Origin of the sequence: Planktothricoides sp. SR001 (assembly GCF_001276715.1) — a bacterium.
GTDB classification, from domain to species: Bacteria; Cyanobacteriota; Cyanobacteriia; order Cyanobacteriales; family Laspinemataceae; genus Planktothricoides; species Planktothricoides raciborskii.
On sequence record NZ_LIUQ01000006.1, the window covers coordinates 98,487 to 120,297 of the forward strand.

Here is a 21,811-nt window from a genome sequence, read left to right on the forward strand (position 1 = left end):
TGACATATCCTGCTTAGATACTTTGAGGAGACTGTAAATTTTCTGCCCCTTCAATGACTTTGGCCGAGAGAATTTTATCTCCCCGTTTCAGTTTCTCCAAAACCTCTTTACCTTCGGTGACAAAGCCAAAAACGCTATAGCGTCCATCGAGTAAATTCAAACCAGCGGGAGTCAATTCTGGTTCAAACAAGAAAAAGAAAAACTGTGAAGAACCACCATCTGGTTCTTCTTCCGGTCTAGCCATTGCTAAAGCCCCATAAGCCGAGAAAGGAAGAACCGGCTTTTCCCGATATAGACCGGCATCTTCTAAGGTAATGCCATAAATCGGCTTATCGTAGCCTCGGAGTAAAATTTCCAAAGGAATATTGCGATATTCGCCAGTTTTTGGATCGATAAACCCTTCTTCTTTTCCCGGTGGATCTCCGGTTTGGAGGACATAAGAACCCTCGGCGCGAGTAAATTCTAAACCGTCATAGAAACCGCGTTGCACCAGATCCACAAAATTACCCGCTGTAACCGGGGCACTGTAACCATCTACAACCATTGTTAGGTAACCGAACTCAGTTTCCATCTGCACCGTAGCGCGACCTTTTAACTGGGGTAGATGACTATATTCTGAAGGAACTTCAAAGGGAAATTCTTTCACCATTAATGACTCAATTTCTCCCACCAAGTCTAAAAGTTGATTTCGCGCTTGCTGAGTGCTGGGTTTATTTTCAGCCACAACCGCTGTGCGTAACGAGTTGAGGTCTGCTTGGATTTGAGCAATCAGAGCCTGGGCTTCAGCTTGTTTCGCTTCGGGAATATCTTGGAGAATTTGATCGTCCTGAGTTTTCAGGATGACTTCTACCTTTGAGATATAGCCCTCGATGGGTTTCCAGCGTTTAGCCCGCAGTTCGTCGGAGATACTTTCCAACAAGCTTTGGATTTTGCGGATGGGTTGATTGTCAATGGGTAAAGCGTAGCGTAACAGAGCTTTGGGATTGGTAATCGCATTTCCCGGTGGCAAAATGCTTTCACGCTTCTGAGGGGTTTGGCTACTGCCAGAGTCCCACCAAGCGGCAGCACTAAGACCGATGGATAAGTTGACTAGCAGCAGGAGCAATAGGCTAGTTTTCAGCCAACTTTTTAATAAATTTGTGATTTTTTTGCTCGAAAAAGGCATGGATTGGTTTTTGAGATCAACAAAGGCGTCTATGAAATCTTCCCACACCGCGCCGGTCGATTCATGGAATTCGGTGGATTATTCTGGCAAAATCTTGGCGATCGCCACCATTAGTCACCATTATTGGTGATTCTTGGTGATTCTTGGTGATTCTTGGGGGCTGAATGACTCCCGTTTTTCGATTTTATAACAAATTTTTAATAATTAATCGGTAATAATAGCCAAAAAACATTAAGTAGGTTAAATGAGTAATCGTGTACGCTCGCGGTACAATAAAATGCCGATTGTTCTCCCCTAGATAAAATTAATGATTTCCAGTAACGATTTTCGACCAGGCGTCACGATTGAATTAGATGGGGCGGTTTGGCGGGTGGTAGAATTTCTCCACGTGAAGCCCGGTAAAGGTTCTGCCTTTGTGCGAACCAAGCTAAAAAACGTGCAGAGTGGGAGCGTTGTTGAGCGGACGTTCCGCGCTGGGGAAACTGTCCCTCAAGCCACCTTAGAAAAACGTACCATGCAGCATACCTATAAAGAGGGCGAACAGTTCGTCTTTATGGATATGGAAACTTACGAAGAAGCCCGCTTGAATCCAGACCAGATTGGAGATCGCGTTAAGTATCTCACAGAAAGTATGGAAGTGAATGTGATTACCTGGAACGGCCAAGTCCTAGAAGTGGAACTACCCAATTCTGTAGTTTTAGAAGTGACCCAAACCGATCCAGGAGTTAAAGGTGACACGGCAACAGGTGGCACCAAGCCCGCGATTGTTTCCACAGGCGCTCAAGTAATGGTTCCTTTGTTTATTTCTATTGGCGAGCGGATCAAAATTGATACGCGCAATGATAGCTACTTGGGTCGTGAATAATCAGCCGCTTGGCTTGTGATTCATTGCTTGTGATTCAGTAAATGTTTAGAGTAAGGCGATCGGCAGGCCGCGAGGCTGGCACTCGGAATCAGTTGAGTTTAAGCATCGACGCTGATGTTTGCTCATCAGGGCGAAAGCCACAGAATTGTTTGATCTCCGAAAGCCAGAACTTTTCCCGCTCACCGATCGATCGCGCCATATGAAGGGGTCAAATCAACTGTGGAATTGGACTTAAACCAACTCCGAGAGCTAATCGCCGCTTTAGATCAAACTGATATTTCCGAGATGATCTTAAAAAGCGGCGATTTGGAACTCACGGTGCGTAAAGGGATTGCTGATGGGGAACGAGTCTTTCCTCCGGTGGCTCCCAAGTTACAAATTACAGATAAAGTGATGGGTGTTCCAGAAGATATCTCTTCTGTTTCTGGGGCAACGGTTCCCGCAACACCCATTTCGCCCATGCCTTCGGCGGCGGCTGGCGAACCGAGCCTGAAAGCAGGTGCCTCATCTCCAGGCACCCCCGCCGCACCCCCATCCCTAGACAATAAGTGGGTAGTGGTGACTGCCCCGATGGTGGGTACTTTCTATCGCGCCCCAGCCCCAGACGAGCCTCCTTTTGTCAAGGTTGGCGATCGCGTCAGCATTGGTCAAACGGTCTGCATTATTGAAGCAATGAAGCTGATGAATGAGATCGAGGCCGAAGTGTCTGGTCAAGTGATGGAAATTGTGGTTGATAATGCCCAGCCGGTGGAATATGAGCAAGTTTTAATGCGGATTCAACCGGATTAATATCAATTGACTATTTAAGAAATCACCTCGGTATTGATTCGATCTGCCGGGGTGGATTGATTTTTTTAGGGCTGATTTTTGGCCAGAGTCTATCAATATGCTGAATTCTGACGAATATTTATTACTTGATTGTTATAAAAACGATCGATGCTATAATTTGCCCGTGGGTACTTTGAGATAAACTTGCATGAAAGGAACGCCGCCTGTTCCCCCAGAAGTGATTCAACACGTGGCTGAATATTTCAGCATTTTGAGCGAGCCAATGCGTCTAAAGCTCTTAAATTTGCTGCGCGATGAGGAAAAATGCGTGCAAGAGTTAGTCGCCGCCACTGAGACCAGTCAAGCGAATGTTTCCAAGCATTTGAAAGTGATGCTACAAGCGGGAATTTTGACCCGTCGTAGCGAAGGAACTTCTGCTTATTATCGAGTAGAGGATCCCCTAATTTTTGAATTATGTAAGTTAGTTTGCGATCGCCTCGCTTTGAGGATTGAACAGCAGGCTCGCCATTTTCGCAACATCAGCCTCAATGGAAAATAATCAGGGCGCTTTCTTCAAGCGCCCTTAATTCCCTCGCGATTTTTGATCGCCATTACCGAAAATTGTTTACGGTTGAAACTCAGATTCAAATATCTGCCGAGTCAGCGGTTGAGGGACTTCCAATCCTTCACCCCCTAAAACTGTTAGGGGTTCACCGGCTACGGAAATCCACACGGGAGCATTCGGATCTAAACTGGTAGCGGTGTAAAGCACCTGCTGGAGTCTACCAATCATGGAGTTACTGCCACCGCCATCTTTAAATTCTTGGGACAAATCAACATGAATCCCATCAGGTTTAACGGTCAGGCTACGCAGTTGAGTCCCTTGAGGAATATTGCTGAAAGCGTCAGACTGATTCTCCTGGTTGCTAAGTAACTGCTGAAATGCCCCGGTTAATATTTCTGCGGGTTCAGATTTCCCCTGCATCTTGATGGGCACCGGCACCAGTTCAGATTTGAGACCGTTATCTTTCAACAGATAGATGTCTACCGATTTGCTGGCGTTGGGGGCGCTGGCATTGGTGTTGGGGGCGATCACTTCTGGGGGCACCGTTGTTGCTTGATTGTTCGGTGTCACTGATGGTTGCGATGTTTCCACCGGGTTTGGTTTGGTGACGGGAGACTCGGATTTCTGAGAAGTCCAGAGCCATCCAGCGGTGGCGCCACCAGCGATTAATACGAGGGCAGAAATACCCGCAAGAAATTTGAAGTCGGCAGGTGTTTTATTAATTTTTTGTTGCTCTTCCATTTCTGGTTTTTTCTCCTTTGGGATGGCACAGAATCTAGGGTGGGAATTTAAATTAGTATTCAGTCAAAGCGCCTTGCATTCCCAGTATAAATATCAAGCTGTGAGAATTATGGCAGCGATCGCTAATTTCAAATCTCACGTTTCAAATATCACGTTACATTATAGCAATATGCTGAGAGAACTGGTAAATAATACAAAGCTTTTCGATCCGCATCCTGAAAATTTCATCGCTGATTCAGAGTGGCTGCTACTTTGGCATTATCGATCCGCAGAAAACTGACAATCTCTATTTGTTCGCCATTCATATTTAACTGGATCACTCGCGCTTGGAGTCCTTGGGAGTCAAAAGAGGTTAAATCCAGCTTTTGATTCACGAATTTAGCGAGCACCCGACTTATATTAGCTGGGGCTTCCTCATCATTCAACCACAGCTTTGGGTTAACCAAATTTATTTTAGATCCCTCGACTACCCTTACCTCTGATTCTATCCTCACTGTTAAGCGATCGTTGTCTCTTTGATCTTGAATTTCTGCTTGCAAGCTTAATCGATTTTCTCCTAAAAAATCAATCTCAGGATTTACCAGTTGATACCGTTGTAACAGTGATTCTGCTTCCGTGCCCTCGCTAAATGTCCCTTGACCCTGACGGAGTTGTTCTAATACCGCAGGCGATCGCAGGGCTTGATTTAAGTCTGCCTCCGTAAGCACTAACCGGATCGCCCCTTGTAAAGGTTGGCGCAGAAATTGCGGCACAGACCCTTGATTTTCTGCCCGCAAACGTTCCAGATCCACGTCCAAGGGATCCGTTTCAAATTCTATGGTGTCAATCCGAAATTCTGGAGTTAGGTATAACCCACGACCGGCAAACCGCAGTCGGTCTATTTTGCCTTGGAGTAACTGATAATTGGGAGTATTATCTACTCGGACTTCTAATTCTTCCGCTGCGTAAAGTTGATCCAGGACAGCTTTTTCCGCAACGCGATCGAAAACAGCCCCAACTGGGGAAACCAAGGTAAGCAGACCGGAAACGATAATGTTGATAATTTGCATAAATTCAATGGCGTTTTTGCCAGTGGGTTTACATCATTTTATAACAAAATGGAAACTCAATGCAAAGTCTAGGCACTGTGTATATACTGTCTATAATATAGGTAGAGGGTAAACCTGGTGTTTTTTGGGCTTGTTTTGCCTTGAAATTAGTTTAATTTAAATTAAATAAGTGAATATAAATTATTCTAGCCTAGAATAATTTATATGCTCATATTTTAAATTATATTCAATATTTTTTAAAGCTTACATAATATTTAGTAGGGATATACTATTATGGTAGTGCGATAATTACACAGATCGATTAGATAATATGATTATTAGTGCCAGCCGACGGACTGATATTCCTGCCTTTTACCATCAATGGTTTATGAATCGCATTCGTGCGGGCTACTGCCTGGTGCCTAATCCCTTTAATCGCCAGCAAGTTTCCCGGATTGATTTAACTCCAGAAAATGTAGAAGTTATCGTTTTCTGGACGCGCAACCCGAAACCTTTGTTGTCATCCTTACGAGAGTTAGATGAACGGGGATATAAATATTATTTTCAGTTTACAATTATGAATAATCCCCGGTTTCTAGACCAGAATAACATTCCCTGGGAACGGGCGATCGCCACATTTCACGAATTAGTCCAGGCGATCGGCTACCGCAAAGTTATTTGGCGCTACGATCCGATTGTTTTTAGTTCGGCAACCGATATCGAGTTTCATCTTCAGCAATTCGGCGATATTGCCGATAGATTATTCCCCGCCGCTACTCGGTGCGTTTTGAGTTTTATGGATCGGTACGCTAAAAATAATCCTCGTCTGAAAACAATTGAACGAGAACAAAATATTAAAATTATTAATTTTGCAGATATCCCGGAAGTCAAGGACAAGTTTTTGCCAGAAATATCAAAAATTGCCTATAAATATGGGATAAGGCTTTTTAGCTGTGCGGAATGTTGTGATTTATCCGCCTATGGCATTCAGCATGGTAAATGTATCGATGATGATTATATTAAGGAGGTGTTTGACATAGACGTGAATCATCAAAAAGATCTGGGTCAACGAGAAGCTTGTGGTTGTGTCCAAAGCCGAGATATTGGTATGTATGATACTTGCTTGTTTGGCTGTCAGTATTGCTATGCAACGACCAGTTTTGATCGCGCCCGCGAAAATTACCGAAAACACGATCCTAACTCACCTGTTTTAGTGGAATAGTCGCATATTTTAAAATTTTTAATTAAGTTGGGCGATCGCAGAATATTCTACATATTTGCAATTCATTTTAACTAATAAATTTAGATTAATTTTATACTCAAATAATTTTGTGTAAACTGATAAAAAGACACTGGATATCTTTACTCCGAGGGACTAACCTACCTTTACTGGTCAAAAGATGTTTTTTAATAATTTGTGGCAGATTTGGGCAAGCTTTAATGTTAAGGTTATCAATTGGTGGGCAATATATTTCAAAGTCACCTCTATTTTTTACTTTTTTTTCCAATTCATCAACGATGGTGACATTTTGACTGTAATTGCATAAGTCTATAATCACCATCGCCCCTCCCACAGGAATTTCATCTAACAAAAAATTCAAATTAAATTGAACTGTGTATACATTATAAATCTCATTTAGGCAATTTTGAAAAACAAATAACCGGCTTCTTTTAATGCTCTGCTTAACTGACTGAAGCGAATTAAATTCACATAAATCCAGGTAATTACTATTTACTGTTAAATCTCCATACCAGTATTCGGGGACAATAAATTTCTCAGTAATCTCTCTGCTTAAAGACCACTGAGCGCCAGCAAGATCATATACATTTACCACTAATTTTTTGATAAATTGATAATTTTCTGACAATAGTTTACTTAACCCAACTATTTCTGGACAAGGACCAGCGCCAAACAAGCATACTTCTAGGGTTTCATCTGTGAAGCATTTAAATAGATTTTGACGATGAATCATTTCTAATATTTGGTAATTCATGTAAGCATAGTGGGGATAATAACGGATTAAATAAGCGGCTTGAATTGACGGATCCCCATAATTGACTTGAACCTGATTGAATCTATAAGCAGACCACAATTCTTCTGCCGCTGGTTGGAGTGATTCTAAATAATTTTCAAATGTTTTGTGTTTTTGGGGGTCATAAAAAACTAGCGATTTCTCTAATCCCTCTAAAATGTAATTGTATAATCCGGTACTCTTAATGGGTTTATCTTTAGGTTTAACCCAACGTTTAGCCGGGATTTTTTTCTCTTTAGTTTCCAGATTGAAGATTACATCTTGCAGAGTGTCTCGCTGGAGTTTTAGAGAATTAATCTCTTCTTTTAGCCGGTCGATCTCTTTTAGTTTTGCGTTGACTTCTTGTTCAACTTTTGTTTTAGAACGAGTTTTATTATTAATGACTTTGACCAGGTTGGTCTTTTTCTCTGTCAGGCTTGATATTTGACTTTCCAGGCTTTTTACTTTTTCGGTCTGTCCCTGAAGCTTTTGACGTTCTTTTTCTGAGATTTTGCTTAAAACTAACCCACTACTCAGGGTGCTAATGGTGGCGATCGCACCGATCGCCGCACTTTTAGTCACATTTTTCTCGACAACTAAGCCGCAGCTAAAAGCAATAGTAAAACTTAAGGTTCCCAGTAAAAGTAAATTTTTCATCAGCCCAATGATGATTTAGCGGAATAACTTCCATCTTACCAGGTTAAGGGCGATCGCCGCCAACCATTTAATTTTATAATTTGGTAGGGTGCGTTAGACCCGCGACTATTTATGCTAAATAAATTTAACCTTGAATCGGGTCGTAACGCACCGCTTAATCCTCGATAAAAATATGCGATCGCCCCTACCTTTTCATATTTAGGACAAGGCATTGTTTTAATTGTCGATTTTTAATCTAAGGCGGCATATTGTAAGGAAAAAGAGGTGATATCAAGCTGATCTTGTTCAGTCCAAGTATTACTTTTATCAACTCCTGCAATGTTTTGCTGACTGATATCGTTTAAAATCATGGCGGCCAAACGCAGGCGATCGCTCACTGATAGCGTCCCCACGATATTCTGGTAAATCTCTGTAATTTTTTTATCTGTATTTAGCATATCTATTTCCTGCTCCGAATCATTTCCAGCCCAGAAACCTTCTCAGGGCAATCTTTCTATGAGGGCGAAGCGTGAGGGTAATAAATGCTTGGTTTTTGCCTGTAGGGGCGAAGCATAAAGCCCTTCGGGCATGGCTTCGCTTACCGGGCAGTTAATTCTCTCTTGTTACAATCAAGATAATTACCCGAATGCTTCGCCCTTACGCCCTTATGCTTCGCCCCTACATAATGGCATGAACCCCGTAGGGGCGAAGCATCCCGGCAGATATGTTATCGGTAAAAACCAGCAACCTATTCCCGGGATGCTTCGCCCTGGAATTGTTCAACCCCGTAGAGGGCGAAGCATTCCGGTAATATATCCTCCGTTTCAGCCAAAAATCATTCGCCGGAATGCTTCGCCCCTACAGAACCACACCCCAACCCCACCGAACCCCTACAACCGCCACAACCGCACCACACCATCCTCACCCCCAGAAGCCAGAATTTTACCATCAGGACTGAAGCTGACGATATTTCCCTGGAGTAGGCGCAGTTGCCGTCCCGTAGCCACATCCCACAGTCGCACTGTTTTATCATCACTCCCAGAAGCCAGGGTTTGGCCATCAGGACTGAAGCTGACGCTATACACACTCTTTGTATGTCCCTGGAGTCGGCGCAGTTGCCGTCCCGTAGCCACATCCCACAGTCGCACTGTTTTATCATCACTCCCAGAAGCCAGGGTTTTACCATCAGGACTGAAGGCTATGCTATTCACATCGTCTGTATGTCCCTGGAGTACGCGCAGTTCCTGTCCCGTAGCCACATCCCACAGTCGCACTGTTGTATCATGACTCCCAGAAGCCAGGGTTTGACCATCTAGACTGAAGACTACGCTCCACACACTCTCTGTATGTCCAGTGAGTTGGCGCAGTTGCCGTCCCGTCGCCACATCCCACAACCGCACGGTTTTATCCCCACTCCCAGAAGCCAGGATTTTGCCATTGGGGCTGAAGGCTACGCTTTTCACGTCGTCTGTATGTCCGGTGAGTTGACGGAGGAACTTTCCAGTAGCTAAATCCCACAGATAAATATGTTCGTATGTATTTAAAGCCAACAGCCGCCCGTCAGCAGTCACCGCCCCACCCGAAGCCGGACAGTCAATTTCCCAGAGGGCTTCCCCCGTCCGCAGGTTAAATAGGGCTGCACCGCGACCAGCAATGACTATGGTTAATTCCTGGTTCAGGGCAACCACTTCTCTGACTTTTCCCCGTCCCAGTCGGGCCACCATGCCTTGGGCTTTCATTTCTGGCAGCATAAAATAGCCGCGTAAATCTAATGCTAATTTTGCCGATGTTGCCCCTGTTTGCAGCAAAGCCAGAAAATCCCGCATGGTTTGGGGTCGGTCTGCCGCTTCCAAGGCCATTGCTTGAATAATCGCTGCCTGCAACTTATCGCTAATCTGGGGATTATGCTGTTTTGGCGGTATCAAAGCCTGGTTATCTTTCCGTTCTAAAGCAGGAGTGGGTAGCTCTCCTGTCACCGCATAATATAAGGAGGCACCGAGAGTGTAAACATCCACCGTGGGTAAACCACTGCCCCTAACAATTTGCTCATAAGGGGCAAATGCGCGATTATATGCGTCACGGGTATTGCTCACCATCGGGGCAATATCCCCCGCAATGCCAAAATCAATCAATACTGCCCGGTTTTGATTCGCCACCATAATATTGAGGGCGTGGGCGTCCCGATGCACAATGCCGATTTCATGGGACACAACCAACGCCTCGGCAATTTGGCGAATACACTCCACCGCCTGGGTTTCCGGGAGGGGGCCGCGTTCTTGTACCAGGTCGAATAAACTACCCCCCGGCACCAAATCCATCACCAAACAGGGGATACTATCTTCGGTAAATAAGTCGCTGACCCGCACAATGGAAGGATGAGCTTGTTGGCTCAGTTGGGCGAGCATTTGCCCTTCTTTGCGAAAACGCTGCTCATATCTGGGATAGGCGGGGTCCTTGCGGAGCATGGCGTTGGGGGTTTTCAGCACTACTTGATGCTTGAGTTCAAGATGCTGCGCTTTGTAGGTGACACCGAAACCGCCTTGCCCGATCATCGCCTCAATTTGATAGGGGCGGGTTTTGAGTTTATGTCCGGGTTGCCAATACACGATATTTGCCTCTGGGTTCGCTGCTGGGTCAGGTTCTTTTATTTATTGTGCCACGGGTTGACGATGGTGATGGTTTCTGTAGGGGCGAAGCATTCGGGCAGTTAATTCTGGATTTGAACAGTTAATTCTTTACCCGAATGCAACGCCGCCCTTACCAGCAGTTAATTCTGGATTTGAAAAGTTAATTCTTTACCCGAATGCAACGCCGCCCTTACCAGCAGTTAATTCTCGATTTGAACAGTTAATTCTTTACCCGAATCCTTCGCCCTGACCGTTAATTCTGGGTTGGAACTCACACGGCTGGTAAGGGCAAAGCATGACCGTATTAAAATTAATCGGTTAACCAAGAAATATCTGCGGTCATGCTTTGCCCCTACAGTTGTAGGGGGGTTGTAGGGGCGAAGCATTCTGGCAGTTAATTCTGGATTTGAACAGTTAATTCTTTACCCGAATGCAACGCCGCCCTGACCGGCAGTTAATTCTGGATTTGAACACACACCGCATATCAGGGCAAAGCATGACCGGATTAAAATTAATTTTTTAACCGACAAATAAAGCGGTTATTGTCCGAATGAAGTACAGAGTTTTTCTGGATTCCCGCGCGGGAATGACAGTTTTTTTTTGTACTTCATAACTATGACAATTGCTATATCTGCGGTCATGGTTTGCCCCTACAGGAATTAGTAACCAAAAATGGTATGATTATTATCAATTAATTATTTTAACCTATAAAATCTGAATAATCAACCCGCTGATTCAAATACTGAATCAGCGGGCAAAATTTAAGCTGATATTTTAGCAGTAGAATTACCCCGGTTTTTACCGAAAAAAACCGGAGTTTTTGACTATTACTTAGAACCGCTAGGACCTAAGCCAACTTTACCTGCATAAACAGCCCGATCGCCCAATTCATCTTCAATCCGAAGTAAGCGATTATATTTAGCAACTCGTTCACTGCGGCACAGAGAACCTGTCTTAATTTGACCAGCACGAGTGGCCACCGCCAAATCGGCGATCGTGGTATCTTCGGTTTCTCCAGAACGGTGACTAATCATCGAACGATAACCATTACGAGTTGCCAGATCGATGGTTTCTAAAGTTTCCGTTAAAGAACCAATTTGATTCAGCTTAATCAGAATTGCATTCGCCGCACCTTGTTCAATGCCCTTTTGCAAGCGGGTGGGATTTGTCACAAACAAATCATCACCTACTAACTGCACTTTCTTACCCAATTTTTGAGTTAAAATTTGCCAATTTGCCCAATCATCTTCATGCAATCCATCTTCAATGGAAACAATCGGATATTGGTCTACCAACTTGGCCAAATAATCAATTAATTCCCCTGGTTCGTGGGCGCTGCCTTCATAGACATACTTGCCATCTTTGTAAAATTCACTGGCAGCCACATCCATTGCTAAAGCCACTTGTTCTCCGGGTTTATAACCGGCTTTTTGAATGGCTAACATGAGAATATCTAACGCTTCTTGGTTAGAACCCAAATTAGGGGCAAAACCGCCCTCATCACCGACCCCAGTTAGCAAACCTTTTTCCGCCAATACTTTGCTCAGGCAAGCAAATACTTCAGCCCCCCAGCGTAAGGCTTCTTGAAAAGAAGCAGCACCATGAGGCACAATCATAAATTCTTGAAAATCGACGTTATTTGCGGCGTGAGCCCCACCATTAATCACGTTCATCAATGGCACCGGCAACACATTAGATAATGGGCCGCCAAGATAACGATAAAGGGGAATTTGTAACGCATCTGCCCCGGCTTTTGCTGTTGCCAAAGACACGGCTAAAATTGCATTTGCCCCTAATTGTGATTTGTTGCCCGATCCATCCAGATCGATCATCATCCGATCGACGGTAGCTTGGTCGAGGGCATCTACCCCGTTTAATTCTGGCTCAATTTTGCCGATCACATTTCGCACGGCTTTGAGAACACCTTTGCCACCGTAGCGTCCTGGTTCATCATCACGGAGTTCATGGGCTTCAAAAGTCCCTGTGGACGCGCCACTAGGCACTTGGGCTAGACCTGATGCACCGTTAGCCAGATAAACTTCTGCTTCTACGGTCGGGCGTCCGCGAGAGTCGAGAATTTCACGGGCTTTAATCGTTTCAATTGCTGTATCTAGCATAGTTGTCTGTATCTTTTGTATCTGTTGTGGATGGTTGCCGATGGCCTTGAGTCTTGGCTTAAGCATTGGAGTGAGATGTTTGTCGCCACTGGCCATCAACATTCAAGATACAGCCAACTTTCTCAAAACTGACGATATTTAAGAATATCTATCGATCCCGAAAAAATGTTATTTGTTATTTGTTATTTGCTATTTGTTATTTATTATTTGTTGGAAAGTTGGAAAGTTGGAAAGTTGTTTGCCAGGAAGTCCTTGGTCATTGGTTCCCTTATGACTTGCGGACTGTCAACCGCCAACATTCCCTATTTGTGAATAGACTCGTAAAATAAATCAAAGTCAAGAAATAAAGTCAAGAAATTGGGATAATTCAGATATGCGAATGCTACACACGATGTTGCGAGTCGGCAACTTGGAAAAATCTCTGGACTTTTACTGCAATGTGCTGGGGATGAAGCTTTTACGCCAAAAAGACTATCCGGGGGGCGAGTTTACCCTGGCGTTTGTGGGCTATGGGGATGAGTCAGACCATACGGTGATTGAGTTGACTTATAACTGGGGGGTTGAGAAGTACGACCTGGGAAATGCTTATGGTCATATTGCTTTAGGCGTTGATGATATTTATGATACCTGCGAGCAGATTAAAGCCCAAGGAGGAAAAGTGACTCGCGAACCTGGGCCGATGAAGCACGGATCCACGGTGATTGCTTTTGTGGAAGATCCCGATGGTTACAAGATTGAGTTGATTCAACTCGGCACTCAAGGAACTGCTACGACTAAATCAGCGGTGGCTACGGTTTAGTCCGGGCTGGATCTTAGGTAATTGATAATTGATAATTATCAATTATGTTATACCCTCGCCGATCGCCTGTTATGCTAGGCTATCTCGGATAATGTGTGGTTGGGGGTGTACGGACTTCAGTCAAAGAGAGGAAAAGGAAAGTATGACAAAATTGCGGGTGGGTCTGTTGTTTGGCGGTCGTTCCGGGGAGCATGAAGTCTCGATTATCTCAGCGCGGGCGATCGCTCGTGGACTGAGAGAGGGCGGCAATGGTGATAAATATGAAATGCTGCCGTTTTATGTGCAGAAAAATGGCTTGTGGCAAGGCCCAGCGGTGGCGCAACAGGTGCTAGAAACCGGAGAGGCGATCGCCTGTTCAGAAATTATCGAGCGGCGATCGCAGTTATGGCAATTTCCCCCTGCTGCCGCAGAAGTGGATGTTTGGTTTCCCATCATCCACGGGCCAAACGGCGAAGATGGCACCATTCAAGGATTATTGACCTTAATGCAAGCGCCATTTGTGGGTAGTGGGGTCACGGGTTCGGCGGTGGGTATGGATAAATTAGCCATGAAAGATGCCTTTGCTCAGGCTGGTTTGTCCCAAGTTAAATATATGAGTGTTAGTCGCTCAGAGGTTTGGTCAAATCCTTGTGTCTTTCCCAAACTTTGCGACAAAATCGAGGAAACTTTGGGCTATCCTTGTTTCGTGAAACCGGCCAACTTGGGTTCTTCCGTGGGCATTTCCAAGGTGCGATCGCGCTCTGAACTGGAAGCCGCTTTAGACAAAGCCGCCACCTTTGACCGCCGTTTGATTGTGGAAGCCGGAGTTGTCGCCAGAGAGGTAGAATGTGCGGTATTAGGAAATGACCAGCCAAAAGCCTCTGTGGTGGGAGAAATTACTTATCAAAGTGATTTTTACGACTACGAAACCAAATATACCGACGGTAAAGCGCAACTGCATATTCCGGCAGCATTAAGCCCGGACGTGACCACGCAAATTCAAGAAATGGCGGTCAAAGCCTTTTTAGCCATTGATTGTGCGGGTTTGGCGAGAATGGACTTCTTTTATGTAGAAGCAACTGGCGAAATCTTGATTAATGAAGTGAACACCCTGCCCGGTTTTACTTCTTTGAGTATGTATCCCCAGCTTTGGGCGGCCACGGGCATTCCGTTTCCAGAATTAGTCAATCGCCTGATTCAACTGGCTTTAGAACGACATCCCGCGAGTTAACCAGTTAATTTTTCCCGGAATTTTTCCCGGAATTTTTCCCCCTATTGTTTCCGAGGGGAGTCAAGGGAATTCCCCCCGGAATTGTTAACCTGATTAATAGTTCAGGGTGAAATTTGTTCGGGAATCTGCTCTGGGATCGTTGATAATTGATGCTTGAGCATGGATATTTGATCTTTAACCGCTTAGTTTAACGGCTTAAAGGTTAATCGGTTATTTCAATTCATTTATTTCAATTCATTGCCAGATCATTGCCAGATCATTGCCAGATCATTGCCAGAAATTAATTGCCATACTACTGCCAGAATTAATTGCCAGACTTAATTGCCAGACTCCAGACTAATGATGAATTACCCAAACTCGCAATCATTCTTCTCCCGATCGCCCACCATTGAACCCTTGAATTCCATATCAAGTTGGAGCGATCTAGACTGGTACGATCGCGACTCTTACCAGCAGCGGCAGCTAAAACGCTTGCAAGCTTTAGTGCCTCCAGTGTCACCGCCCCCTTTGCAGTTAGGCCACCTGACGCCAAACCAAGAATATCAGCTACAGCGGTTGCGCCGTTTAACGGTAAACCAGATCGAAGAAAACCAGTCCATTCCTACTTTTCAGCATTGGCGAGCGGCTCGTGCTTCTCGTCAATTGAACCCGCTGCCTCCTACCACTGAGGTTTCTGTGAGGCGATCGCTCAGTGCCTCACCGCAGGTCATCGAAAGACCCCGCAAAATCCGAGTTCGTCGTCCGGCCCGAAGAGTCGCCAGATCCTACCCCAGGTTAAGGGTATTTTTAAACCTAATGACCCGCTATGGCTGGGCTGTTTGTGGCGCAACTTGGATGATTTTAATCATTAGCGGTGGGTTAGCCGGTAAGGTGTTAATCAACCCTGAATATGCCACGACTTATTCCGCTTCTTATGAGTCACCGGCTAGTCAAATTCAAAGTCAGCCAGCAGAAAACTCTTGGTTATCATATAGTGCGATCGCTCTCGGTGGTGCTGGCGTGACTTGGCTAATTTCTCAATGCTTCAAAGCGGATTAATCAATCCCCACCAGCAAACACCATCCGCATCACCTCTATATTTACTAGGGGTGATTTCCTTTTAACTTGATTAAGTTGATTAAGTTGATATTTTAACCAATGAATATAACCATTGAATTGTCAATTTCAGCAGTTTCATTGGCCAACAAAAGCCCGCCAGCCAGCCTTTTAAATAATCAAAAATAATTGAAACTATTAAATAAAAATAACAGCAATTGTTCCCAATTGTCATAATTGTCATATAATAGAGTTTACCTACAAAAAAATCATAACCCAAATGAGCGAAACAATTCACGACCTTACCGTTAAGACCATCGCCGGGGAAGATAAATCCCTCAAAGACTATGCAGGCAATGTATTGCTAATTGTTAACTTAGCTTCTTACTGCGGCTATACTCCTCAATATGCTGGTCTGGAAAAACTGCACCAGAAATATAAAGATTCTGGCTTACGGGTCTTGGGATTTCCTTGCAATGATTATGGTGCCCAAGAACCAGGAACTAATCAGGAAATTGTCCAATTCTGCACCAAAAATTATGGTGTTACTTTTGATCTCTTTGATAAAGTTCATGCCAAAGGGTCGCAGCAACATCCCCTTTATACTATGTTAACCAGTCAGGGCAAACCACCGGGAGATGTTTCTTGGAATTTTGAGAAATTTCTGGTTAATAAAAAAGGTGAAGTGGTAGGGCGCTATCGTAGTAGCGTCACCCCCGAGTCAGCGGAGTTGACTGGGGCAATTGAGCGAGAATTGCACCAGTAATTTTGTTATTGGTTGTTAGTTATTAGTTATTAGGGGCTGTTGGTTATTAGGGGTTGTTGCTCTCGAATAACCAATATCTAATAACCAATATCTAACAACTAATATTTAACAACCAATATTTAACAACCAATATCTAATAAAAAATACCTAAAGATCAGAAAGAGCACCGACGACTGGCCGTGTTTCGTCTCGGTGCTCTAACTGGTTCGCTCCTCACACTAATCGCAGTATAGCGAATAGTTACCCGATTTGTCACCCCCTTGGGCAAAAATTATCAAGTTTTTTTCGAGTCTTGGGAGGAATTTTTTGCTTGTCTGATGGTTCGGTGGTTACATCTCTTGGGGGGGCAAAATCCCTAAACCTTTTTCTAGTAAGAGTTTTAAGACAATTTGCGTGGTTAAAATTAAGCCTAATCTGGCTTGTGCCAAAGCCAAATTTTCGGTTTTAATTTTGCTCCAGATGGGATTGGCAGCATAAAATATAAGTAAATCTTGACTTAAATCAGTGGCTAATTTCACCATAAGCTTGGTGACAATCTCACTTTTGCAAGTTGAGAGGGTATCTAGGGTCGTGATTAATTGGGAAATTAGGGTGCGTTCCGTTAGGTGGATCGGACGCAGTTGGTTTCGATCGCTTAACCAGGGGATAGGATTGGGGTTGATAATTTGCAGATCGGTGCTATGTTCCGACAAGCTGGACTCAGACAGGCTGATTAGTTGCTCCCGATCGCCCAAGCGCAGCAGCGAGCAACATCGAGCGTGGGTGTATTCCAGTAGAAAGAGATTATTTGTGAGATTATTTGTGGCATCCAATGTGGCATAGATTTTTTGCCAGTTTTGACTTTGGTGTGGGTTCTCTGAACCGTGAGTTTGGCTGGGCCATTGGCTGAGACGTTGCAACCAGGTGGCTAACCCTGGTTCGCTGAGATGGAATTGAATCCAACCGTCACGAATATGAACGGTGAAATCGGGGGAAGGCTCGATTAAAGAACCGATCGCCTCGGCAATTTCTGCCGGGGCTTTTTGCTGGGCTTTTTCCTGGGCTTTTTGCAGGGTCTTTTGCAATTTGAAGGCGATCGCGGAAATATAGATGACTTTTTCTACGTCTTTGGTGCGGTTTAATGGCATCGTTGAGGGCGTCAATATTGGCATTTGATTGTCAATAGCAGGCGATCGCGTTGCTAACAAATAATCAGAGGTGGCATTGATTAAGCGATCGCAAAATCGCGATTTCAGGGAGAATAAATCAATCGCTGCCCAAAATTCCTCTGGCCACTTTTGGGCATGGCTGGCCAAATTATCTTGATTCTGTGATTTATTCATTTTGTTGGTGACTAATGGTGGGTGACTAATGATTAGTGACTAAACATGGGGGCGATCGCTGCTCGATTGCCGCTCGAATAGCCGGGGCAATTTATGAATTGCCCCGGCTATTCAGGGGATGCAACAATCTTTAGGGATTGATTTTGAAAAAATTAACGAATTCTCACAAATCCAGCTTTTTCAATTAAATCTTGTCCTTGGTCACTTAAAAGTAACTGAGCATAAGCTTCACCCGCTTGCTGGTCGATTTGCCCATTTTGTTTGACGATGATAAACAATCTGCGGGTAATCGGATATGCTCCACTTTGAAAAGCAGCTTGATTTAATTGATTCCGCTTAGTTGGGCATTCTTCCCGGGACACCCAAGGCTCTTGATACGGAGGAATAAATTCTGCCTCTTGATTGGTGATCGCGATTGATTTTATCTGACATTGCGGGACAACTTGCGGCGCCGAACCATAGTAAATTGCCCCCAAATTATTCGCCACTAGGCGCAAAGCTTCAGTGGTTGTGGGGATAAAAGAAACATTATCAGCAAACTTTTCTCCATTCAGAATATTATCGATGAAAAACTCTACGCTGCCGCTGTCTTCCGGTCTGCGAGAATAAGCAACAATGGCTAAGTTTGATCCGCCTACTTCGTTCCAATTGGTAATTTTGCCGGTATAAATTTGTTTAAGCTGGGTGACAGTTAAGCCGGGAATATTCAGAGTTGGGTTGACGGCGATCGCAATGCCATCAATAGCCACAGGAATTTGTTTCAAAGTAAACCCTTTTTGTTGAGCTTGTTCATATTCTGTATCTTTAATTGATCGCGAAGACTGAACAAAGGCTAATTGATCGTTTAATAGCATCTCAATGCCAGTCGTAGACCCCGGAGGTTTTGTCGGATGTTGGGTATAACGCAGCTTAAAGTCAGGCCAAACAACTTGAATTAAAGCATCGACTTCTTGGCGGATCGGCGACCAAGAGGTACTGCCCCCATAGCTGACTAATGCCTGGGGAACATTTTGTATTTGGGCAAAAGTTTTAACTGGGCTAAAATTTGAGCTAGGGGAATTTTGATTATAGCCTTGAGCAGGGGTTGTCTGGGAATTAGAATCTGTTCCCCTGGGGTCGGAGGCGCGGTTTTTTAGACCCGTAAACCACCAAACTCCACCGCCTGCTAAACCTACGGTAATTAGCAGGGCTAAGACCAGAATCGTGGTGTCGTTTTTTTGAGACATAAGTGATGATTGTTTGACGCTAGAGGCTATTGGCAGATTAAGCAAAGGGGATGTTTTCCATGATTTATCCCCATTTGTAAATACGTTTATAGTAGCGATTTGTCTCCCTTAATAGCGATTCGCATTTTTTGCTTGTTCTGAATTTTCAGATTTTTTTGATGCGATCTCCTGGTAGTTGCAAGCTGGCTGGGATATTACGCTGCTTTGGTTCAAAAAATAGTTTCTTTAGCTGATAAATTGGGTTTATTTAAAATTTTATCGATTTTTAATCAAATTTAACCAAAAATTTACCGAAAAAACTATTGACAAGTTATCCAAAATTAATTTATTATAAAATCATCGTAAGACTTTATAATGGGAATAGTATGCGCCCATATATATAACCCATATATATACCTGATTGGCAGCGGATAGGGGTTGGCAGCGGATAGGTTGACTATTTTCTGAATCGGATAGCGGTTGGTTGGCAGCTTATTTCTCTACCCCAAGCAATAAACCGGGTTTCTTTGAAAGCATTCCACAGATAACTGCTGATATTCAAAACCGAAACCCGGTTTCTGGGCTATTTGGGTTGACTACTTTCTGAATCGGATAGCGATCGCTTTTCAGATAGCCCTGATATTATTTACAAACCGTCAACCCATCAACTATTCCATCCGCTGCCAACGGAATATCCCATCAACTATCCCATCAACTATTCCATCCGCTGCCAACGGAATATCCCATCAACTATCCCATCAACTATCCCATCCGCTGCCAACCCCTACGGAAAGAAACCCGGTTTTCTCTTTGTGGGCGATCGCCTACAGAGTTATGCTAATTTTTGCTAGATATAGCAATCCTAAGTCGTCTAGCATAGAATAGAAGCCACTGGCTGTCTCTACTTATCTCTTCCATTCTCTCACAATTCATCTAGGGTTTCGATATATTGGTTATTTTAACCTAAACTGATTTTTTATTCTAGACATAATTAAAAATGATAAAAAGGTGGGTATTGCCCACCTTTTGTTGCTCTTGATGCTTAATGTTGATGCCTAATTGCTCCGCATCAAGCTGTTTCACCAAGGAAACACTATTTCCTTTAATGACGAACAATTACAGATTGTTGAGCCAATCTAAAATTAACGGATTGACCACTTCTGGCCGTTCGTCATGGGGACAGTGGCCGGTTTTGGGAATGGAAACAAATTTAATGGGTTGAGATCGCGCAAACTCTTGGAAAATTCGCCCGCCACTCACCGGAGTCCAGGGGTCATCTTCGCCCCACAAAACTAAGAGGGGACATTTGACCAAGGGTAATAATTCCGTGGGTTGTGGGCCAGGAGGGGCGGTGACAATGGAGGCAAAAACTTTTTGCGCCCCTGGATCGCAAGAGGGTTGATAAAGTAATTCGACTAATTCGTTGGTAATAGCAGATTTGTTGCCGTAAACTTGCCGCAAGGTGTTGCGGATGCGATGTTTTTGGCGAATGCGGTCAAAGAGAAATGGCCCTAACCCTGGGGAACTGACCACATTAGTAAAGATGGTCATAATTTGCCGCAGGGGAAAATGCAGTTCTTCAGGACGGTGATTTAAGCCACCGGCACAGTTTAGCAATACCCCACCAGCGACGATTTCGGGATGATTAGCGGCGATCGCCAAACTCAGCAGCGCCCCAATAGAGTTGCCAATAAATACAGCGGGTTCTTGAATATGTTCATGCCAGAAATCTTTGAGCAATTGTTGCCACAGTTCCACGGAATAGTCCACTGGGGCTTTATCGGAACCGCCAAATCCCAATAAGTCCAGAGCAAAAACCCGATAACCCCCCTCAGCCAAGGCGGGAATATTCTTACGCCAATGTCCAATGGAGGCACCGAACCCATGCACCAAAACTAGGGGCAGACCTGTGCCTTTGACGATGTATTTAATTTGATGGTTTTGCCACTCCCAGGTGAGTGGTTCCAAGGTACTGGGTGAGGTAAGTGGTTCTGCAATCACGGTCAGTTATGAAGTTTTGTAAAGGATATTTGATTATCATAAAGCTTTGATGCAGATGTGTTGCTACGTCGGGGGACTGCCGTCGGATGAGGTTCTCGAGGAGATGAGGTTCGGGAGGGGATGAGGTTCGGGAGGGGACAGCGATCGCGCTACCTTTCCTTGGTTCTACCATGCTCTACAACGCGACAAAAGATCGAGAAAAGCGGCCATTGGATGTGAAAATAAATCTATGGTGAATGGCTCTGACCCTCGTCTTCACGGGGGCAGGCTTATATTCAAGTCAGAGTCATTGATCGGAAGATTGCAAGGAAATCAGAAAGATGCTTAAACGAATTGCTGCCATTATTCTCGTTGTTTTGACTATTAGCTTAACAGGTTGTGTGAGTTCACCGACCACAGGTTTAAAACCTTATGTGAATAGCTATAAAGGTTATGAATTTTTGTATCCGAATGGATGGGTTGAGGTGCCGGTGAAAAATGGCCCAGATGTGGTGTTCAAAGATTTAATTGAGTCGAGCGAAAATGTCAGCGTGGTGATTTCTCAAATTCCAGAAAATGAAAAACTTCAGGATATTGGCGATCCTTCAACGGTGGGATATAAAATCTTGCAGAAAGCGATCGCCCCTGAAGGTTCTGGAAGACAAGCAGAGTTAATCAATGCCACTGCCATAGAAAAGAAAGACAAAACTTATTATATCTTAGAATATGCGGTAAAATTGGCCAACCAAGATCGCCATGATATTGCCAGTGTGGCGATTAGTCGCGGTAAACTATTCAGCTTTAATGTGTCTACCACCGCAAATCGCTGGCAAAAAACTGCGGAAACTTTAAAGCAAGTGGTGGCTTCTTTCTCCGTTTATTAATTTCAATTTTTTGGTGGTATTTCTGGTGGGCAAAAGCCCACCATTGAAAAAGAAACCGGGTTTCTGTGAAATATCTTCTAGGTGGC

20 protein-coding genes are annotated in these 21,811 nt (G+C 44.2%); 9 read left to right on the forward strand and 11 right to left on the reverse strand.

Annotation, left to right across the window (positions count from 1 at the left end):
* Window positions 1-13: 13 nt before the first annotated feature.
* Window positions 14-1,165 carry a peptidylprolyl isomerase gene (locus tag AM228_RS05690; protein ID WP_054465128.1) on the reverse strand — a complete coding sequence of 384 codons (1,152 nt, stop codon included), beginning with the start codon at window positions 1,163-1,165 and terminating at the stop codon, window positions 14-16.
* 307 nt (window positions 1,166-1,472) lie between these two features.
* On the opposite strand from AM228_RS05690, the gene efp reads away from it, so the two are divergent.
* The 3 genes from efp to AM228_RS05705 all read left to right on the forward strand — a co-directional run bounded on the left by efp (window position 1,473) and on the right by AM228_RS05705 (window position 3,357).
* The gene (efp, locus tag AM228_RS05695; RefSeq protein WP_054465129.1) at window positions 1,473-2,030 is read left to right on the forward strand and encodes an elongation factor P; all 558 of its coding nucleotides are present in this window, start codon (window positions 1,473-1,475) and stop codon (window positions 2,028-2,030) included.
* Between the two features lie 219 nt (window positions 2,031-2,249).
* The gene (gene accB, locus AM228_RS05700) at window positions 2,250-2,819 is read left to right on the forward strand and encodes an acetyl-CoA carboxylase biotin carboxyl carrier protein (RefSeq protein WP_054465130.1); all 570 of its coding nucleotides are present in this window, start codon (window positions 2,250-2,252) and stop codon (window positions 2,817-2,819) included.
* 187 nt (window positions 2,820-3,006) lie between these two features.
* Window positions 3,007-3,357, forward strand: coding sequence for a metalloregulator ArsR/SmtB family transcription factor (locus AM228_RS05705; RefSeq protein ID WP_054465131.1), 351 nt, complete (start codon window positions 3,007-3,009; stop codon window positions 3,355-3,357).
* 66 nt (window positions 3,358-3,423) lie between these two features.
* Here the strand turns inward: AM228_RS05705 and AM228_RS05710 are convergent, their stop codons facing one another.
* Window positions 3,424-4,104: a GerMN domain-containing protein gene (locus tag AM228_RS05710; RefSeq protein ID WP_054465132.1), complete on the reverse strand. Its 681-nt coding sequence runs from the start codon at window positions 4,102-4,104 to the stop codon at window positions 3,424-3,426.
* Window positions 4,105-4,328: 224 nt separating this feature from the next.
* A complete protein-coding gene (locus AM228_RS05715) occupies window positions 4,329-5,153 on the reverse strand; it encodes a DUF2993 domain-containing protein (RefSeq protein ID WP_054465133.1) in 825 nt (274 codons plus the stop codon).
* Between the two features lie 310 nt (window positions 5,154-5,463).
* On the opposite strand from AM228_RS05715, the gene AM228_RS05720 reads away from it, so the two are divergent.
* The gene (locus tag AM228_RS05720) at window positions 5,464-6,354 is read left to right on the forward strand and encodes a DUF1848 domain-containing protein (protein WP_054465134.1); all 891 of its coding nucleotides are present in this window, start codon (window positions 5,464-5,466) and stop codon (window positions 6,352-6,354) included.
* Between the two features lie 97 nt (window positions 6,355-6,451).
* Here AM228_RS05720 and AM228_RS05725 read toward each other — a convergent pair whose 3' ends face one another.
* The 5 genes from AM228_RS05725 to eno all read right to left on the reverse strand — a co-directional run bounded on the left by AM228_RS05725 (window position 6,452) and on the right by eno (window position 12,524).
* Complete coding sequence (locus AM228_RS05725; protein WP_054465135.1) at window positions 6,452-7,801, reverse strand: hypothetical protein; 1,350 nt, start codon at window positions 7,799-7,801, stop codon at window positions 6,452-6,454.
* 35 nt (window positions 7,802-7,836) lie between these two features.
* Complete coding sequence (locus tag AM228_RS31920; RefSeq protein WP_156331561.1) at window positions 7,837-8,013, reverse strand: hypothetical protein; 177 nt, start codon at window positions 8,011-8,013, stop codon at window positions 7,837-7,839.
* Between the two features lie 18 nt (window positions 8,014-8,031).
* Window positions 8,032-8,238 carry a hypothetical protein gene (locus AM228_RS05730; protein ID WP_054465136.1) on the reverse strand — a complete coding sequence of 69 codons (207 nt, stop codon included), beginning with the start codon at window positions 8,236-8,238 and terminating at the stop codon, window positions 8,032-8,034.
* Between the two features lie 432 nt (window positions 8,239-8,670).
* Window positions 8,671-10,386, reverse strand: coding sequence for a WD40 repeat domain-containing serine/threonine protein kinase (locus tag AM228_RS34005; RefSeq protein WP_072160676.1), 1,716 nt, complete (start codon window positions 10,384-10,386; stop codon window positions 8,671-8,673).
* Between the two features lie 848 nt (window positions 10,387-11,234).
* Window positions 11,235-12,524, reverse strand: coding sequence for a phosphopyruvate hydratase (eno, locus tag AM228_RS05740; RefSeq protein ID WP_054465137.1), 1,290 nt, complete (start codon window positions 12,522-12,524; stop codon window positions 11,235-11,237).
* Window positions 12,525-12,897: 373 nt separating this feature from the next.
* Between eno and gloA the strand changes: the two genes are divergently transcribed.
* The 4 genes from gloA to AM228_RS05765 all read left to right on the forward strand — a co-directional run bounded on the left by gloA (window position 12,898) and on the right by AM228_RS05765 (window position 16,334).
* A complete protein-coding gene (gene gloA, locus AM228_RS05745) occupies window positions 12,898-13,323 on the forward strand; it encodes a lactoylglutathione lyase (RefSeq protein WP_054465138.1) in 426 nt (141 codons plus the stop codon).
* Between the two features lie 142 nt (window positions 13,324-13,465).
* The gene (locus tag AM228_RS05750) at window positions 13,466-14,533 is read left to right on the forward strand and encodes a D-alanine--D-alanine ligase family protein (protein WP_054465139.1); all 1,068 of its coding nucleotides are present in this window, start codon (window positions 13,466-13,468) and stop codon (window positions 14,531-14,533) included.
* 339 nt (window positions 14,534-14,872) lie between these two features.
* Window positions 14,873-15,571 (forward strand): hypothetical protein, encoded by a 699-nt coding sequence (locus AM228_RS05755; protein ID WP_156331562.1) that lies wholly within the window; start codon window positions 14,873-14,875, stop codon window positions 15,569-15,571.
* A gap of 277 nt (window positions 15,572-15,848) precedes the next feature.
* A complete protein-coding gene (locus AM228_RS05765; RefSeq protein ID WP_054465142.1) occupies window positions 15,849-16,334 on the forward strand; it encodes a glutathione peroxidase in 486 nt (161 codons plus the stop codon).
* Window positions 16,335-16,663: 329 nt separating this feature from the next.
* Here the strand turns inward: AM228_RS05765 and AM228_RS05770 are convergent, their stop codons facing one another.
* From AM228_RS05770 to AM228_RS05780, 3 genes are all read right to left on the reverse strand, one after another.
* Window positions 16,664-17,656 carry a DALR anticodon-binding domain-containing protein gene (locus tag AM228_RS05770; RefSeq protein WP_054465143.1) on the reverse strand — a complete coding sequence of 331 codons (993 nt, stop codon included), beginning with the start codon at window positions 17,654-17,656 and terminating at the stop codon, window positions 16,664-16,666.
* Between the two features lie 152 nt (window positions 17,657-17,808).
* The gene (locus AM228_RS05775; protein ID WP_054465144.1) at window positions 17,809-18,882 is read right to left on the reverse strand and encodes a PstS family phosphate ABC transporter substrate-binding protein; all 1,074 of its coding nucleotides are present in this window, start codon (window positions 18,880-18,882) and stop codon (window positions 17,809-17,811) included.
* Between the two features lie 1,095 nt (window positions 18,883-19,977).
* Complete coding sequence (locus tag AM228_RS05780; protein ID WP_054465145.1) at window positions 19,978-20,862, reverse strand: alpha/beta fold hydrolase; 885 nt, start codon at window positions 20,860-20,862, stop codon at window positions 19,978-19,980.
* A 320-nt stretch (window positions 20,863-21,182) separates the two neighbouring features.
* Here AM228_RS05780 and psbP point away from each other — a divergent pair, with 320 nt between their 5' ends.
* Window positions 21,183-21,725, forward strand: a complete 543-nt coding sequence (gene psbP, locus AM228_RS05785; protein ID WP_054465146.1) for a photosystem II reaction center PsbP — start codon at window positions 21,183-21,185, stop codon at window positions 21,723-21,725.
* Window positions 21,726-21,811: the final 86 nt, after the last annotated feature.

Bases quoted from the DNA above. Each gene is read 5' to 3' on its own strand.
- AM228_RS05690 (WP_054465128.1), bottom strand. From the start codon at position 1,165: ATGCCTTTTTCGAGCAAAAAAATCACAAATTTATTAAAAAGTTGGCTG.
- efp (WP_054465129.1), top strand. From the start codon at position 1,473: ATGATTTCCAGTAACGATTTTCGACCAGGCGTCACGATTGAATTAGAT.
- AM228_RS05705 (WP_054465131.1), top strand. From the start codon at position 3,007: ATGAAAGGAACGCCGCCTGTTCCCCCAGAAGTGATTCAACACGTGGCT.
- AM228_RS05710 (WP_054465132.1), bottom strand. From the start codon at position 4,104: ATGGAAGAGCAACAAAAAATTAATAAAACACCTGCCGACTTCAAATTT.
- AM228_RS05715 (WP_054465133.1), bottom strand. From the start codon at position 5,153: ATGCAAATTATCAACATTATCGTTTCCGGTCTGCTTACCTTGGTTTCC.
- AM228_RS05720 (WP_054465134.1), top strand. From the start codon at position 5,464: ATGATTATTAGTGCCAGCCGACGGACTGATATTCCTGCCTTTTACCAT.
- AM228_RS05725 (WP_054465135.1), bottom strand. From the start codon at position 7,801: ATGAAAAATTTACTTTTACTGGGAACCTTAAGTTTTACTATTGCTTTT.
- AM228_RS31920 (WP_156331561.1), bottom strand. From the start codon at position 8,013: ATGCCTTGTCCTAAATATGAAAAGGTAGGGGCGATCGCATATTTTTAT.
- AM228_RS05730 (WP_054465136.1), bottom strand. From the start codon at position 8,238: ATGCTAAATACAGATAAAAAAATTACAGAGATTTACCAGAATATCGTG.
- eno (WP_054465137.1), bottom strand. From the start codon at position 12,524: ATGCTAGATACAGCAATTGAAACGATTAAAGCCCGTGAAATTCTCGAC.
- gloA (WP_054465138.1), top strand. From the start codon at position 12,898: ATGCGAATGCTACACACGATGTTGCGAGTCGGCAACTTGGAAAAATCT.
- AM228_RS05750 (WP_054465139.1), top strand. From the start codon at position 13,466: ATGACAAAATTGCGGGTGGGTCTGTTGTTTGGCGGTCGTTCCGGGGAG.
- AM228_RS05755 (WP_156331562.1), top strand. From the start codon at position 14,873: ATGATGAATTACCCAAACTCGCAATCATTCTTCTCCCGATCGCCCACC.
- AM228_RS05765 (WP_054465142.1), top strand. From the start codon at position 15,849: ATGAGCGAAACAATTCACGACCTTACCGTTAAGACCATCGCCGGGGAA.
- AM228_RS05770 (WP_054465143.1), bottom strand. From the start codon at position 17,656: ATGAATAAATCACAGAATCAAGATAATTTGGCCAGCCATGCCCAAAAG.
- AM228_RS05775 (WP_054465144.1), bottom strand. From the start codon at position 18,882: ATGTCTCAAAAAAACGACACCACGATTCTGGTCTTAGCCCTGCTAATT.
- psbP (WP_054465146.1), top strand. From the start codon at position 21,183: ATGCTTAAACGAATTGCTGCCATTATTCTCGTTGTTTTGACTATTAGC.